The organism is Candidatus Methanosphaera massiliense (assembly GCF_028890305.1).
Taxonomy (GTDB): domain Archaea; phylum Methanobacteriota; class Methanobacteria; order Methanobacteriales; family Methanobacteriaceae; genus Methanosphaera; species Methanosphaera massiliense.
In genome coordinates, this window is record NZ_JARBXM010000001.1 from 1,095,623 (window position 1) to 1,111,045 (window position 15,423).

The 15,423-nt window shown below is 27.3% G+C and carries 14 protein-coding genes; 5 read left to right on the forward strand and 9 right to left on the reverse strand.

Annotated elements, in window-relative coordinates; genetic code table 11:
- Positions 1-269 precede the first annotated feature (269 nt).
- Both OTK55_RS05215 and OTK55_RS05220 read right to left on the reverse strand, forming a co-directional pair.
- Positions 270-3,305 (reverse strand): type I restriction endonuclease subunit R, encoded by a 3,036-nt coding sequence (locus OTK55_RS05215; RefSeq protein WP_274871020.1) that lies wholly within the window; start codon positions 3,303-3,305, stop codon positions 270-272.
- A gap of 229 nt (positions 3,306-3,534) precedes the next feature.
- Positions 3,535-4,248, reverse strand: coding sequence for a restriction endonuclease subunit S (locus tag OTK55_RS05220; protein WP_326520452.1), 714 nt, complete (start codon positions 4,246-4,248; stop codon positions 3,535-3,537).
- 81 nt (positions 4,249-4,329) lie between these two features.
- Here OTK55_RS05220 and xerA point away from each other — a divergent pair, with 81 nt between their 5' ends.
- Together xerA and OTK55_RS05230 are read left to right on the forward strand one after the other, a co-directional pair.
- On the forward strand, positions 4,330-5,289 hold the full coding sequence (gene xerA / locus OTK55_RS05225) for a site-specific tyrosine recombinase/integron integrase (protein ID WP_274871027.1): 960 nt from the start codon (positions 4,330-4,332) through the stop codon (positions 5,287-5,289).
- A gap of 107 nt (positions 5,290-5,396) precedes the next feature.
- A complete protein-coding gene (locus OTK55_RS05230) occupies positions 5,397-6,551 on the forward strand; it encodes a restriction endonuclease subunit S (protein ID WP_274871029.1) in 1,155 nt (384 codons plus the stop codon).
- Here OTK55_RS05230 and OTK55_RS05235 read toward each other — a convergent pair.
- The 5 genes from OTK55_RS05235 to OTK55_RS05255 form a co-directional block, all read right to left on the reverse strand.
- Positions 6,460-7,080, reverse strand: a complete 621-nt coding sequence (locus OTK55_RS05235) for a restriction endonuclease subunit S (protein WP_274871030.1) — start codon at positions 7,078-7,080, stop codon at positions 6,460-6,462. The two genes, OTK55_RS05230 and OTK55_RS05235, sit on opposite strands and share 92 nt — an antisense overlap.
- Positions 7,070-8,575, reverse strand: a complete 1,506-nt coding sequence (locus tag OTK55_RS05240) for a class I SAM-dependent DNA methyltransferase (protein ID WP_274871032.1) — start codon at positions 8,573-8,575, stop codon at positions 7,070-7,072. Before OTK55_RS05240 ends, OTK55_RS05235 begins: the two co-directional genes overlap by 11 nt.
- A gap of 61 nt (positions 8,576-8,636) precedes the next feature.
- Positions 8,637-10,154 (reverse strand): type I restriction-modification system subunit M, encoded by a 1,518-nt coding sequence (locus tag OTK55_RS05245; RefSeq protein ID WP_274871033.1) that lies wholly within the window; start codon positions 10,152-10,154, stop codon positions 8,637-8,639.
- A 17-nt stretch (positions 10,155-10,171) separates the two neighbouring features.
- Positions 10,172-10,468: a hypothetical protein gene (locus OTK55_RS05250; RefSeq protein ID WP_274871034.1), complete on the reverse strand. Its 297-nt coding sequence runs from the start codon at positions 10,466-10,468 to the stop codon at positions 10,172-10,174.
- 13 nt (positions 10,469-10,481) lie between these two features.
- Positions 10,482-10,751, reverse strand: a complete 270-nt coding sequence (locus OTK55_RS05255) for an STIV orfB116 family protein (RefSeq protein ID WP_274871036.1) — start codon at positions 10,749-10,751, stop codon at positions 10,482-10,484.
- 467 nt (positions 10,752-11,218) lie between these two features.
- On the opposite strand from OTK55_RS05255, the gene OTK55_RS05260 reads away from it, so the two are divergent.
- The 3 genes from OTK55_RS05260 (at position 11,219) to OTK55_RS05270 (ending at position 13,122) form a co-directional block, all read left to right on the forward strand.
- The gene (locus OTK55_RS05260; RefSeq protein WP_274871037.1) at positions 11,219-11,809 is read left to right on the forward strand and encodes a restriction endonuclease subunit S; all 591 of its coding nucleotides are present in this window, start codon (positions 11,219-11,221) and stop codon (positions 11,807-11,809) included.
- A gap of 175 nt (positions 11,810-11,984) precedes the next feature.
- Entirely contained in the window at positions 11,985-12,392 is a 408-nt protein-coding gene (locus OTK55_RS05265) for a hypothetical protein (RefSeq protein ID WP_274871038.1), read from the forward strand.
- Positions 12,393-12,678: 286 nt separating this feature from the next.
- Positions 12,679-13,122 carry a hypothetical protein gene (locus tag OTK55_RS05270; RefSeq protein ID WP_274871039.1) on the forward strand — a complete coding sequence of 148 codons (444 nt, stop codon included), beginning with the start codon at positions 12,679-12,681 and terminating at the stop codon, positions 13,120-13,122.
- 565 nt (positions 13,123-13,687) lie between these two features.
- Here OTK55_RS05270 and OTK55_RS05275 read toward each other — a convergent pair.
- A complete protein-coding gene (locus OTK55_RS05275) occupies positions 13,688-14,332 on the reverse strand; it encodes a hypothetical protein (RefSeq protein WP_274871040.1) in 645 nt (214 codons plus the stop codon).
- On the reverse strand, positions 14,329-15,222 hold the full coding sequence (locus OTK55_RS05280; RefSeq protein ID WP_274871042.1) for a winged helix-turn-helix transcriptional regulator: 894 nt from the start codon (positions 15,220-15,222) through the stop codon (positions 14,329-14,331). Before OTK55_RS05280 ends, OTK55_RS05275 begins: the two co-directional genes overlap by 4 nt.
- Positions 15,223-15,423 lie beyond the last annotated feature (201 nt).

Genomic DNA, 15,423 nt, shown 5'->3' on the forward strand with positions numbered 1-15,423 from the left:
TCCTCCTTTATATGTATTTTCAGTTTTTATTAATTAGTTTTTTTTTAGAATTAATTTAATTGATAATAAACCCTCACTTACTTTTTTTTTATGAATAAAAATATTTATATTGTGACAATTATATTTTAATTACTATAGGGATCATACGTTAATTTATTTAAAGTTTAATCTTTTAATATATCTTTATATAATTTGCATTTAAGCCTATTTATTATATAAAATAATTTTTTTTGGTTTTCTACAAAGTTAAAAAAGTAAAGAGGAGTGTTTTACAAGTTATCTGCCATTAGTTCGCATTGTTGTATTACTGTTTTCATTGCTTCGTCTAATCCTTTTGGTGGGTAGTCATATTGTTTAAGTAGTCTTTTTACTTGTACTTTCATTTTTGCTCTTGCACTTTTCTTTTTTCTCCAGTCTATTGTTTTTGTTTCGTTTAGTTTTCGTGTTAGTTCGTGTGTCATTTTTATTAGTTCTTCGTTGTTGTAGAAGTCTTTTATTCCTTCGGGTTTTGTTATTGCATCGTAGAATGCTTGTTCTTCTGTTGTTAGCCCTAGTTTTTCTCCCTCGTTTTGTGCTTGTTTTATGTCTTTACCCATTTTTATTAGTTCAGTTATTACGTCTTCATTTGTTATGTGACCGTTGATGTAGTTGTTTATTGTGTCGTTGAGTAGTTGTGAGAACTGTTCTGATTTTACCACGTTTGTTTTTCTGTATATTCTTATTTGATCGTTCAGTATTTTTTCCAGCATTTTTCTTGCCAGGTTTACTTCGGGCATTGTTGCTATTTTTTCTAAGTATTTTGGGTCGAATAGTGATATTTCTTCTTGGCCCCCTTCGAAGAGGTTTATTATTCCATTACTTTTAATGGAGTGTTTTAGTAATTGGTTTATTTGGTTGTTTATTTCTTTTAGTGATATTTGTCCTTTTTTGGTTATTTGTGATAGTAGGCTTCGTACTGCTACAAAGTAAGCGGCATCCATTCTTTCATCTTCTGTTGCTTTACTTCTGCATAGGCTTAGGGCTTGTTTTAGTTTTAATGATTCTTTGAGGTATATGTCTTCTGCATCTTCTGAATTTTTGGATTCTATGAAATTCACTCCTCCTTTTATTGCATCTGCTCTTTTTAGGTTACTTTCTCCATAAAAATCTGAGAAATTATAGCCATAAAATAGGTCTTTACATATTTCTAATTGTTTCTGGAATTCAGGGTATGCCGTGTTTTCTATGCTTGTATCACCATAGTTTTTCTTATCATTTGCAGTGTAATCTTTCATTGCTTCTTTCAGTGCATTGGATAATCCTATGTAATCTACTATTAATCCTCCTTCTTTGTCTTTGTATACTCTGTTTACTCTTGCTATTGCCTGCATTAGTGTATGTCCTTTCATTGGCTTATATACATACATTGTTGCTAGGGAGGGCACGTCAAATCCAGTTAGCCACATATCCACTACTATTGCTATTTTAAATGGATCATTGTCATCTTTGAATTTTCTTGCTAATTCTGTTTTATGTTTCTTTGTTCCAATGATTTCATGCCATTCTTCTGGGTCCTTGTTAGATGAAGTCATTATTACATTTACTTTTTTCTGCCAATTGGGTCGTATTTCTAGTATTCTTCGGTATATTTTAATTGCTATGTCTCGTGAGTATGCTACTATCATAGCTTTACCTGTTAATAGATATTCGCGGTTTTCCTCATAATGTTTCAGGATATCATCAACAAGTGTGTTAATTGTTTCTTTTGAGCCCAGAATTACTTCCATTCTACTTAATTCTTTTTTACTTTTCTCGATATCTGAATTCTGGGCATTCATAGCCAGTTCATCATACTTATCATCAATTTCATGTAGAATATCATTATCTAATTTAAGATTTACAACTCTATCCTCATAGTATATAGGTACGGTTGCCTTATCTTCAACAGACTGAGTCATATCATAGATATCAATGTAATTTCCAAAAATTTCACGAGTACTTTTGTCTTTACTAGAAATAGGAGTACCAGTAAAGCCAATATAAGTAGCATTAGGTAAAGCATCACGTAGGCGTCTTGCATCACCTACAATAATCTTACCAGTACGTGTATCAACTTTTGTTTCAAGGCCATACTGGCTACGGTGAGCCTCATCAGTTATAACAATAACATCGTCTCTGTCAGTTAAGGACTCCTCAGAATCATCAAACTTCTGAATAGTAGTAAAAAAGATACCATTAGCTTGTCTATTATTTAACAATTCCTTCAAGTCATCCTTACTCTCAGCCTGCACAGGCTTTTGTCTTAAAAACTCGGAACAATGAGAAAACTGTGCAAATAACTGGTTATCTAAATCATTACGATCAGTAACAACAACAAAAGTAGGATTACTCATCAACTGTTCTAACAAGTGAACATAAAAAACCATGGATAAAGACTTACCACTACCCTGTGTATGCCAGAAAACACCTGCCTTATGATTACTCTTAATAGCTTCAAGAGTACTCATAACAGCTTTACGAACAGCAAAATACTGATGATAAGCCCCTAAAATCTTACTATAAGACTGACCGTCCTTAGAAAATAATAAAAAATTTCTTAAAATATCAATAAATCTATTCTTTTCAAAGATACCTTCAAAAAATGTATTATAATCAGCAAACTCTGTAGACTCATAACTTCCATCAGTACTCTTCCACTCCATGAATCTATCCTCGCTAGAAGTTAAAGTACCTGCCTTATTAATTTCCATGTTACTCATAACACAAAAAGCATTATAATAAAATAAACGAGGAATCTTATTCATCTGATTTTTAAGTTGAGTATAAGCATCACTAACATCAACTTCTTCCCTAGAAGGAGATTTAAGCTCCATAACAACAAGAGGTAAACCATTAACAAATACAACAACATCAGGACGCCTAGTCTCATCCTCAGAAACATTAGTAACAGTCCACTGATTAACAACCCTAAAATCATTACGGTCAACATCCTCAAAATCAATCAACTTAACAATAACATGACGTTCCTCACCATCACTAACATATGAAACATTAATACCATTCTGAAGATAAGAAGTAAACAAATTATTTTTAAACTCAAGATTACCTAAACCAAAATCCTGCAACCGACGAATAGCCTCACAAATAGCTTCACTAGGAACATCCCTATTAATACTTCTCAAACAATCCTCTAAAACAGGAATATACAAAGGATTCTCATAATCCCTATCAATATCATATCCACACTCAACATGATAACCTAACACATCTTGAAATAATTCCAAAATAGCCTTTTCATACTTCTCTTCACTAAAGTCAGAATTCATAACACATAGCCTCGTAAAAATATAATTAATTAACTATCTATAAGTAATAACTGATAAACTTTATTAAACAAACGAATAAAACAAATATAAAAAACAACAACAAACAATAATAAAAATAAAACAATAATATAACAATAATAGAAAAAGAATTAAAAAATACTCATAAAAATAGAACAATATATAATAAACTGAATAAAATATGAACATTAATAAAGAATAAATAAAAATTTTATAGTTCTACTTGTGATATATCTATTTCTCCTGACATTAATTTTGGTAATAAAGTATCTCGTAATTTTTCTAAGGACTTTATTTCTTTAAGATTATTATATATAACATCATATATTTTTGTGAAAATAGGATAATTTAATAAGTTATCTGGTGGTACAATTATAGGGAGATTTCCAATAATTTTCTTGTTTAAATTTTGTTGTACTGAACCATTAGCTATTTGTTCTATTTGTTTTTGTTTATTTAATAAAAATAAATAAAGATATACTGATTTGATATAGGACTCACATATCATTGCACAACATGCTTGATTAGTAGTAGCCTCAGTTTTCAATAATCCTACTCTTGCTGCAGTGCCTTTACCATATAATGCTATAATTACTGTATTTATAGGTAACAGTTTGGCTGAACTATTTATTAAACCTTCTTCTGTAATGAATTCTTCACTATCTAAAATCAAATTATTATTAATTTCACCAGTCTTTAACCAAGGAATTTTTCCATTATTCCAATATCTAGATTCTTTTCTTTTAGGTGTTCCACCATTCATAATAGATTTTACAAATTCATTGATAGTCATTATTTTCCAATTTTCTGGAATTTTTCCTATTTTTGAATCTATAAATTTCACATTGTTTAAAAGTTTAAAATCTATATATAGATAATTATATATAAGTTTTGCAAGTTGTTCTAAATTTTTATTTAATTTCACAGTATAGGGATATGATTATTAATTTTTTATTATATATTCTTTTTTATGAAATCTAAAATTATTTCACAGGTATATAAACAGATGAAACATCATCTGAATAATCAACAAGAAAGAATATTGTTGAAGACTTTGAAAACGTGTTTAGCTGGTTATAATATTATAGAATATCCTAAAATTGATACTTGTAATGTTAAAGAGGATAATGTACATTTTCTTAAATTATTTTTATCATCTAAAGAAGTTGAAGGATGTTCACCTAAAACAATAAATTACTATAAAAATACTATAGAAAGATTATTAGTTAATATAAGAAAAAATGTGATAGACATAACAACAGATGATATACGTGAGTATTTATTTAAATATAAACTTGAACAAAAAATATCAAAGACTACTATAGATAATCTTAGAAGAATCTTTTCTAGTTTTTTTTCATGGCTAGAAGAAGAGGATTATATTATTAAAAATCCGGTAAGAAGAATACATAAAGTAAAGAGAGGACGAGTTGTAAAGGAAACATTCACTGACGAAGAACTAGAAATGTTAAGAGATTCATGTAATACTAAAAGAGATCTTTCAATGCTAGAATTATTAATATCGACAGGAATAAGAGTTGGTGAATTAGTAAACTTAAATAAAAAAGATGTTAATTTCTATGAAAGAGAATGTAAAGTATTTGGTAAAGGAGAAAGTGAAAGAATAGTATATTTTGATGCAAGAACAAAAATACACTTAAAACAATACTTAACAGAAAGAACAGATAATAACCCTGCACTATTTGTAACACTAAAAAAACCATATGAAAGGTTAGGAATCACGGGAGTAGAAACACGAATTAAAAAATTAGGGGACAAAGCAGGAATACGAAAAGTACATCCCCACAAATTCAGAAGAACACTAGCAACAAGAGCAATAGATAAGGGAATGCCCATAGAACATGTACAAAAATTATTAGGACACATACAAATAGACACAACAATGCAATACGCAATGGTCAATCAGATAAATGTGAAAAACGCACATAAACGATACATAGCTTAAATTAATTTATTAATAATATTCATATTATACATAGTCTTATATAACAATGTTAATAGCAATTTAATAAATAATAAAAATTATATCCTATTATCTTAAAAAAAATAATTATGGAAACGAGATTCTATAATTTAAAGAATTTATTAGAAATTAAATATGGTAAAAGTCAAAAAAATATTGAAGAACCGTGCGGTAAATATCCTATTTTAGGTACTGGAGGTGTTATAGGCCATACAAATCAATTTTTATATGATAAACCATCAGTATTAATAGGACGTAAAGGAACTATCGATAAAATACAATATATAGAACAACCATTTTGGACGATAGATACTTTATTTTACACAATTATCAATGAAAAACTTATAATTCCTAAATTTTTGTATTATCGTCTTTTATTAGTTGATTTAACGTTATATAATGAAGGAACATCTATTCCCAGTCTAACAACCAAAACATTATATAAACTTGAAATAGATATTCCTACAGTTAATATTCAAAAAAAGATTTTGAAAATATTGAATAATCTAGATAAAAAAATAGAAATTAATAAAAAAATAAATAAAAATTTAGACAAAATATTAGATTTATTCTTTAAAAAATATTATTTAGATAATTTTGTAAATAAAGTACCTGATAACTGGAATATAACTAAAATTAAAGATTTACCTTTAATTATTACAGACTATGTTGCTAATGGTAGTTTTGCTTCTTTAAAAAATAATGTTACAATATTAGACCATGAAGATTATTCTTATTTTATCAGAAATACTGATTTAAAAAATAAAAGATTTAAAAAATATGTAAATAAACATTCTTATGATTATCTTAATAAATCTTCGTTATATGGAAATGAATTGTTAATTTCAAATGTGGGAGATGTTGGTTCTGTATATTTATGTCCTTTTTTAGATAAACCTATGACTTTAGGAAATAATATGATATTAGTTAAAAGCAAAAAAGAAGCAGTAGCTAATTTAAATTATTATCTTTTCTTATTATTTAGATCCAAATATGGGCAATTTTTATTAAATAGTATTACAACAGGATCAGTTCAATTAAAATTCAATAAAACCGAATTTAGGTCACTGAAAGTTATTATTCCTGATGATGATAATATAATAAAGTTTAATAAACAAATTAAACCTTTGTTTGAATATAAAAGGGTAATTTCTAAAGAAATAGAGTCATTAAGTAAATTACGAGATACATTATTACCAAAATTAATGTCTGGAGAATTAGATGTTTCAGGAGTTGATATATAAAATTTTTATTTATTTTTTTGTTAACTTCAATTTTATTATCTATATTTGAAAAGATTGCACTTATTTTTTTTTGTATTGTTAAAGGAGGTATTTTTATTTCTAATGATTTTAAAGAATCAATTTGAACTCTTTGTCTACCTGACGTTCCAGTCATAGATTTTATAGCTTGATTTCTAAAAATATTACTTATTGCTAAATAATAGATATAAGAAATGTCACTAATATTGTCTTTATTTCGAAGAATAATAAATTCAGTTGATCCAAAACCAATTTCATTTTCTTCTAAAAAATTTATTTGTGATGTCTTACCATTCTCTAAACAAGGTGTTATTCTTGCAAAAAGAACATCATTATTTCTAAATTTACTTCCGCCATTATATTTATCTATCGTGTAAGAATTAACATATTTTTGATGAGGTAGGACATTTTCCATCGCTACTTTTTTTGAAATAGTACCTTTTTTTAATGTTTCTTTAGGATTAAAATCAATGAATTCATCACATCTAACCCATTTCCATTCAGAATTCATATCCTATCTCCTTCAGTGATTTTTTGATTTCTTTTTCTAGTTTATGTGATTCTTCAAATAGTTCTCCTAGTTCTGTTGTTAATGTTTTCATTTTTACTTCGAATGGTATTCCATCGTCTTCTTCTGGTTTGAATCCCACGTATCTGCCAGGTGTTAGAATGTAATCTTGTTCTTTGATATCATCGAGTGTTGCTATTTTACTGTATCCTTTTTCTTCTTCTAGTGTTCCTTCTTGATATTGGTGGTATGTTTGTGCTAGTTGTTGTATGTCTTCTTGTGTTAGTTCTCTGAGTTTTCGTGAGACCATTGTTCCTAGTTCTCTTGCATCAATGAATAGTGTTTTTCCTTTTTGTTTTTTGTTTCTATCTATAAACCATAGACTTACTGGTATTCCTGTTGTGTAGAATAATTGTCCGGGTAGTGCTATGATACAGTCTACTAAATCATCTTCAATTATTGCTTGTCTGATTTTTCCTTCTCCACTTGTTGTTGATGATAATGCTCCATTTGCTAGTACTAGACCTAATTTTCCTGTTGGTGCTAAATGGTATATCATGTGTTGTATCCATGCGAAGTTTGCGTTTCCCTTTGGAGGTATTCCATATTTCCATCGTTGATCTTCTTTTAATTGTTCTTGTCCCCATTTTTTGAGGTTAAATGGTGGATTTGCCATTATATAATCTGCTTTTAGTGTTGGATGTAAATCATTTAGGAATGTATCTGCATTGTGTTTTCCTAGATCTGCTTCTATTGTTCTTATTGCTAAATTCATTTTAGCCATTTTCCATGTTGTTGGATTTGATTCTTGTCCATATACTGATATGTTATCTATATTTCCACTATGGTTTTCAATGAATTTTTGTGATTGAACAAACATTCCACCACTTCCACAGCATGGATCGTAGATTCTGCCTTTGTATGGTTCTAGTATTTCAACTATTGTTTTTACTATACAGGAGGGTGTGTAAAATTCTCCTGCCTTTTTACCTTCACTTTCTGCAAATTTTCCAAGACAGTATTCATAGGTTCTTCCAAGAATATCTTTTTTATCTCCTTTCTCAGCCATTTTAATATTAGTGAAAATATCTATTACTGCTCCTAGTTTTTGTTTATCTAAATCATTTGATGAAAATGTTTTTGGTAGTACGTCCTTTAGTGTACTGTTTTCTTTTTCTATTGATCTCATTGCATTATCTATCGTTATTCCATTATCTTCTTTATGTGCATGTTCTGATATAACATTCCATCTTGCTTCTGGAGGTACGTAGAATATATTTTTTTCTTCATAAAAGTCTTTATCTTCTTCAAAGCCTTCTCCTTCATCTATTAATTCCTGATGTCTTTCTTCAAATTTATCTGATATGTATTTTAGGAAAATTAATCCTAATACTACATGTTTATATTCTGAAGCATCCATACTACCTCTTAATTCTTCTGCAGCTTGCCATATTTCTTGTTCGAAACCTATCTCGCTATTATTATCTTTTTTTACCATAAGTTGCACCTATTATTATATTACTTATTCTCTTTTGTTATTTTTTGTTATATTTCTTATTTTAATGTAATAATCCTTCTATTTTAAGTTTTTTACTCTGTTTTTCTATTTTTTCATCTAATTCATCTAATTTTTTATTAGCTTCGATTAGTTTTTCAGATATTTCTTTAAGATCTATTAAATCTCCTTCTTCGAAGGTATCTACGTATCGTGGTATGTTTAGGTTGTAGTCATTTTCTTTTATTTCTTCTTGTGTTGCTTTGTGTGAGTATTTATCGATTTCTTTTCTATTTTGGTATGTGTTTACTATTTTATCTATGTCTTGTTCTCTTAGTTTGTTTTGTCTTCTGACTTTCATGTATTCCTGTGATGCGTCTATGAATAATATGCTGTCATCTTCTTTTCTATCTTTTTTTAATACCATGATTATTGTTGGTATTCCAGTTCCATAGAATAGGTTGGAGGGTAGTCCTATTATTGCGTCTATGTAGTTTTTCTCTTCTATTAAGTGTTTTCTTATTTTTTCTTCTGCTGCTCCTCTGAAGAGTACTCCGTGTGGTAGTACTACCGCCATTGTTCCATTATCTTTTAGGTGGTATATCATGTGTAGTACAAATGCGTAGTCTGCTTTGCTTTTTGGAGGTAGTTTTCCATATTCTGCAAATCGAGGATCTTCCTGAAATTTCTTGGAGCTACTCCATTTTGCACTGAATGGAGGATTTGCTACTATTGCATTGAATTGTTGGTTTTTGAATGCTTTGTCTTCTAGACTGTCTCCCAGTTTAATGTCAAAATCTTCAGATTTTATATTGTGCATAATCATATTCATTAGTGACATGTTATATGTTGTGCTGTTTAATTCTTCTCCATAGAATTTTAACTCATCAGTATATTTATTTAATTCTAACAATGATGAACCAGATCCACATGTTGGGTCATATACTGTACTGATTTCTGTTTCAGTATGTGTTACTATTTTTGCAAGTATTTCTGACACTGAATGTGGTGTGTAGAATTCACCTGCTTTTTTGCCTGCTATTTGTGAATATTTGCTAATAATGTATTCGAAGATGTCACCAGCATTATTTGATGTTAATTGAATAGTAGACATTCTTAGGATTATTTCTGAAATAGTTTTATTTTTTTCTTCTAATGTTTTTCCTAATCTTGAAGAGTTAAAGTTTAAATCTTCCAGAATATTGGTTATTGATTTATTTTGGTTGTTTTTATTTAATGAATTTTTTAAATTAAATATTGTGAGTTCTAAAGTCTCTATTGTTAGCTCATCTTTTTTTGCTTTGTTAACTAATTCGTTAAATAAATAATCGGGATTAATGAAATATCCGTTCACATGTTCTGATTCAATTTTGATGTCCTGATAATCTTCAGATTCATTGTATGCTTTTTTGAGATTTATGGGTTCATTGTTAAATTTTTCTCTTAGAAATTTTTCTTCTTTTTTTGATAGATATTTATAAACTATTAAACATAATACATAATTTTTTATATCATAGGGGCGAGAATATCTAATTAATCTATCTATTGTTTCTTTTTGTTTTATATATTCTTTATTTACCATCTTTTCACCATTTTTTTTTAGTATATTATTTTTATTCTTTCATATCTGAGAGTGTTTTCTTTATGATATGATGTGTGGCTTCTACCAAATTCTGATGTTATTGCATATATTTCGTCTCCTTTTTCTAATGTTATTTCTTGGGTTTGACTAAATATACTGAGGTGTTCGGATATGTATTTTGATTTTATGGAATATGTTTTATCTTCTTCTAATATTATTTTAAAGAAGTCTTTTTCTTTTATTTCTTCTGTTTCTAGTTCATGTTCTGTATTTGTTAACATATTTAGTGAAAAATTATCTGTAATATATATCATCTGATTCACGACCTTAGTTTATTATTATTCTTTGATATTCGTATTGATTTATGGAGTTACCGTAACCCTGTACTACGTATAATATGTCATTTTTTTCTAGTTGTATATTTATTCTGTTTTTTTCTATTCCTAATATATTTGCTATTTGTTGATGACCTATAGCAGATACTAATTCTAATTTTTCTTCTTGTATTTCTCTGTAGGATGATGGTTCTATTTTTATTCTTTGTTTTGTATTTGATTTTAGCATTTTTGGACTGAATGCATTTGATATATATTTCATATTTTTCAACTCCTGTATGTTGTAATACATACGTTTCTTTTCTACACTATAATTTATACTTAGTAGTATATAAAGGTTTTGTATGTTTAACTACATACATTTAATTTCATATTAAATAATTTATATTTAGTAGTATATAAAGGTTTTGTATGTAAAATTACATACTTAACTAATTTTACTCATGTAATTTAAAATAAATTGATTAAAGATGTTATTTCAACATTTAAAAACTTAAAACAAATAAAATAAAATTTATTACTATCCATTAGTCCTGTAAATTAAATAACATACATGATTAAATAAATTAATCAGTATATGTAAATTAGGTAACATACATTAAAAAAAATATAATTTATTTATAAAATTTTATATGTAAATATTGTATTATAAAATACATACATTTATATTGGATGAAAATAATAATATGTAATAGAAGAAAAAAGCTATTGTAATAAAGGTGAATAAATTTGAATAAAAAAGTTAAATTAGGCGATATAGCCCAGATAAAAAGTGGATTTCATATAGACAGAAAAAATAGACAATTGGAAGGTATAGACAACAAAGCTGTAAAGACAAAAATACTAGCCCCAACTCAAAATGATAGTGTCATATGTGAAGTAACAACTAAAGATATTTTTGAACCAGAATCAATAAACAAAGAATTCTTTACTAAAAAAGACGACATTGTTTTCAATATAATAAAAGAAGGAGAAGCAAAAATTATCCGAGAAGAGGACACAGGAATATTAGTACCACTTAACTTTTTAATCATCAGAATAATGGATATAACTAAATATGATCCTACATTCCTAGCATTCCTATTAAATTACAAAAAAACAAAAAATCAAATTTCTAGGTTAAGTGAAAGCTCATCCATGTTACCTAGAGTAACAAGAAAAGATTTAAGTAATCTCAAGTTAAATATTCCTGATTACAATACACAGAAAGAATATGGACTTTTAATGAAAATGATTGAAGAAAAGATAAAAATAAAAGAAAAAACTATTCAATACAATAAAGATTCCATCACAGGATTACTTGATAAAATAGAAGGATAATTAATACAGATTTAAAATACAATATTTAATATTATTAAATAGGTTATAATTTAATAGAATCTATTTATTCAACGATTAACATATTATAAATTAATTATTACTAAATTCACATTTTTAAATAGGATTTTTGTATAATAATGATTAAAGGGATGTGTTTAGTATAGAAAGAAAGTCAATGATTATAATAGGTGTTACAGCGATTATAATAGTATTAATAATAAGTGTATCTGTTGCTGTCATTACTCATAATTCAACAGTGAATAATACTACTAATAATACAACGGTTAATACTACTACTAACAATACTACTGTGAATGCTACTAATAATACTACAAGTAATAATACAAATAGTACTACAAGTAAAAGTAGTAGTAGTAGTAGTAGTAAGAAGTCTAAAACTTCTAAGAGTAGTGATGATGGTTATCATTATTCTGATGAGTATGGTACATATATTAAGGAGTGGGATGATGGTCATGGTAATTCTTACATGAGATCTAAGAATGGGGAATTCTATGAACATTATAATGAGAAAACAGGTTTTTATGAAACTAATTATCCTGGAGAAGGTTATGTTCATAATTAGTTCTTTCTCAATTTTTTCTTTTTTTATTATTTTATCATTTCACACATGTTTCATGTATATGTATTAATTGATTTTCAGTATTTTTGAGTATTTTCAAAGATATGGATAATATAATCTATTTTCAATATTTTTTTTTCATTGTAAATAATAATATAGAATTTTTCGCCGATGGCTTTTTTTCATATAATCTATTTATTCAAGAATTAACATATTATTAATTAGTTATAATCAAATTCACATTTTTAAATTTGATTTTGTATAAAATATTATTATAAATAAATGGGAGGTGTTTGGTATAAGAAGAAATTCATTAATCATGATTAGTGTTATTGTTGTTGTAATATTAGTGATTGTTGGCATAACTGCTGTTACTATTACTCATAATTCAACAGCGAATAATACTACTAATAATACAACGGTTAATACTACTGTTAATAATACTACCGTGAATGCTACTAATAATACTACATCTAACAGTACTAATACAAGCAGTACTAAGAGTAGTAGTGCTAAGAGTAGTAGTAATTCTAAAGCTTCTAAAGGCAGTGGTGACAGTGGGTATTATTATTCTCCACAATATGACGGGTATATTAAAGACTGGTATGACTCTGATGGTAATTACCATGTAAGAGGAAGAGACAATGGTTTAAGAGAAGATTATAATACGCATACTGGTGAATATGTGAGTTATTCTAATGACTATGGTTATGAATATGATTATAGGCCATGATAATAGATACTACATATTTTTTATTTTTTTATACCTTTTTTTTATTTTCTTATTATATTACTATTTTTCACATGTTTCATGTATATGTATCGGTTGATTTCAGTGTTTTTGAATGTTATATTTTTGGTTTATGTTTATTTTTTCATTAGTGTTATTAGTCTTGTTGTACATATATTTTATTAGTAGTTTTTGTATTACTTTTATGGTTTTGGCGGTTTTTATGAATTTTTGTGAAATTGGTCTGTTATCGGCTGATAGGTACTTTTCACGGTCTATAGCTCAACGTCCTCTTTTTTCTAACATTAAAGTTTTACTTCGTAATATATGTCTATAACGAAGTAAAAATTTGGCACGATAAAAAAAAAATTATAAAAAAAATAATTAAAATAAATACGCCCCCTTTTTTACATTATATCATGAAAAATCCAACATCACGAAAATACTAAAAATACACCACGAACCCTATATCAAGAATGTAAAAATATAATAAAAAACATGATTTAAAAAAAGATACTCCAAAAAAGTAAAAATAAAAAATAAATATTTTAAATTATTTTATTATTATCTAGTAAAAGAAAGTTAGAAATAAAACTATATAAAAGACTATTTGTATTATAATAGCACTTTCAACAAAATGTCCTTTGTCTGTTCTAACATCCCATGGTAATATTTTATTCATATAATCAGGGAATAAGAAAACATGCATGGTTATTAATAATAATATTAAACCATAAATGATAGATGTTTTATGGAATATAAAATACATTACTAAAATAAATGTACCAAACAGAGATATCCAAAATGTCCAAGTCATACTATACATTGGATAAGTTCCTAGAAGTCTTTTTTCACTTGCATACTTATCTCCCTCATAATAGAAAAACTTTATACGAAGAAATATTATAATATCACAATATGTAAATAGACCACATAAAACTAAGCCTATATGGAAAAAGAAATAATTTTCTAGAAGGTATGATATTAAATAAGAAGTAAAGCCAAAAATCCAATAACCCATTAATAACACAGAGATTATAGTTATAGAATCTATAAAGTCTCGTGATCCATTTTCTTTAATATAATATAGTTTACGTCCTGTTTTATTATAAAAATAATCACTTACTAGGAATTTACGAGTTAAAAGAAAAATGGGTAATGGGAGAATCATACTAGCAATTAATAGCCAGCCAGGAGCTATATATATAGTCATGTCCATCCTCCTATTGGTTTAGTTCCATTTAAATAGGGTAATATATTATCATGAAGTGGTTTTGATACTATCTTGTCTCTTGCTTCTTGATATAATGTATTTTGAGCTTCATCAAAGCCCTTAAGAGTAACTTCTGCAGTTTTTCCTATTCTTCCAGCATGTTCGAATATTTCTTTATTTTTTGTTGCTACTCTGAACACTCCTAATGATGTTTTACTTAATAATGGGGAAGGTATAAAACTTAAACCAATACTTACTACAGAATCAAAAGCTTTATTAATATTGGTCATATCTGTAGTCCAGCCATTAGCATCTGCACATAATAATGCTCCAACACCCAAGACTATCCCACTAACTACACATCCAGCACCTCCAGTAGCAATTCCTGCAATGAATACTGGTGCACTTAAATCGATTAATATTCCTCCTATCATGTCTTCCACATCAGCCCATCCACTATCTAATGGTATATTGAAGAAGTTTCTTGTTTTATCCTTGAAGTTTAGGCATAATCCATCTTCAAAACAATATTTCACGGGTAATTTTTGTATGTTTTGATTTGTATTATTTTCTGTGTCTTCTGTTATGTTTTCTGTTATTGCTCCTGTATAGTTAAATCCATTTACACATAGTATAGATGTTATTATTCCTGTTTTTAAGTCTAATATTATTGAAACATTTTCTGTTCTTGTAATGAGTTCCGCTTCTTCTAGTTCTCTTAATCTTTTTGTTAGAATCTTGTTTGTTATATCCTTATTTTTCTTGAATTCTTTAAATCTTGTTTTACCAAAGAACATGTCTCTTATTAGTAAAATGGTCCATTTCTTTGTTATTAAATTCAGTGATAATTCTACTGGGCAATTGTTTATTGCTGATTCAATTTTTGTCATCTATATATTACTTCCCATTTTATTTATTGCATTTCTATTATTAGATTATATTTGATTTTATTTATTTAAGTATTGGTTTCTATTTAGATACCATTTTTGGTTTCTGTTTGGATATCAAAACATTTATATTAAATAAAATTATATATTATTAATTTTTAATACTTAATATAACTATACATGTTATATAGTATCTGTTTAGAT

Coding starts and splice junctions, on each gene's coding strand:
- OTK55_RS05240 (WP_274871032.1), bottom strand. CDS start 8,575: ATGGTAAAAAAAGATAATAATAGCGAGATAGGTTTCGAACAAGAAATA.
- OTK55_RS05255 (WP_274871036.1), bottom strand. CDS start 10,751: ATGAAATATATATCAAATGCATTCAGTCCAAAAATGCTAAAATCAAAT.
- OTK55_RS05265 (WP_274871038.1), top strand. CDS start 11,985: ATGATTATAATAGGTGTTACAGCGATTATAATAGTATTAATAATAAGT.
- OTK55_RS05245 (WP_274871033.1), bottom strand. CDS start 10,154: ATGGTAAATAAAGAATATATAAAACAAAAAGAAACAATAGATAGATTA.
- OTK55_RS05275 (WP_274871040.1), bottom strand. CDS start 14,332: ATGACTATATATATAGCTCCTGGCTGGCTATTAATTGCTAGTATGATT.
- OTK55_RS05280 (WP_274871042.1), bottom strand. CDS start 15,222: ATGACAAAAATTGAATCAGCAATAAACAATTGCCCAGTAGAATTATCA.
- OTK55_RS05230 (WP_274871029.1), top strand. CDS start 5,397: ATGGAAACGAGATTCTATAATTTAAAGAATTTATTAGAAATTAAATAT.
- xerA (WP_274871027.1), top strand. CDS start 4,330: ATGAAACATCATCTGAATAATCAACAAGAAAGAATATTGTTGAAGACT.
- OTK55_RS05215 (WP_274871020.1), bottom strand. CDS start 3,305: ATGAATTCTGACTTTAGTGAAGAGAAGTATGAAAAGGCTATTTTGGAA.
- OTK55_RS05250 (WP_274871034.1), bottom strand. CDS start 10,468: ATGATATATATTACAGATAATTTTTCACTAAATATGTTAACAAATACA.
- OTK55_RS05235 (WP_274871030.1), bottom strand. CDS start 7,080: ATGAATTCTGAATGGAAATGGGTTAGATGTGATGAATTCATTGATTTT.